The 353-nt window shown below is 34.6% G+C and carries 1 protein-coding gene; it reads left to right on the top strand.

What is annotated here, in order from left to right:
* Nucleotides 1-342, top strand: a 342-nt coding sequence (locus E4T71_RS09325; RefSeq protein ID WP_194181234.1) for a transposase, incomplete at its 5' end; no start/stop codon positions are given.
* Between the last annotated feature and the right edge of the window lie 11 nt (nucleotides 343-353).

The following is a 353-nucleotide window of genomic DNA, read 5'->3' as shown; positions in this document are numbered from 1 at the left end:
TGTAATACGGCTTGGATGAATGAATTTTTACGACAACTGTCAGAAGCTTACCCTAACGACTATATTATTTTGGTGATGGATAATGCGGTTTGGCATAAATCACAGACATTGGATATTCCTAGCAATATTGAATTTACATTTATTCCACCTTATACACCAGAGATGAATCCGATTGAACAAGTTTGGGCAGAGATTCGGAAATTAGGATTTAAGAACAAAGCATTTAAATCATTGAATGACGTCATTGATCAGTTGCAAGAAGTTATCCAAAGCTTATCAACTACTCGCTTACGATCGATTGTCCATAGAGAATGGATATCTGCTAATTTTGATTCTGAATGAGTATAAAATAG

Source organism: Streptococcus sp. WM07 (assembly GCF_004570525.1).
In the GTDB taxonomy this organism is placed as follows: Bacteria; Bacillota; Bacilli; order Lactobacillales; family Streptococcaceae; genus Streptococcus.
This window is presented reverse-complemented; position numbering and strand designations above follow the sequence as displayed.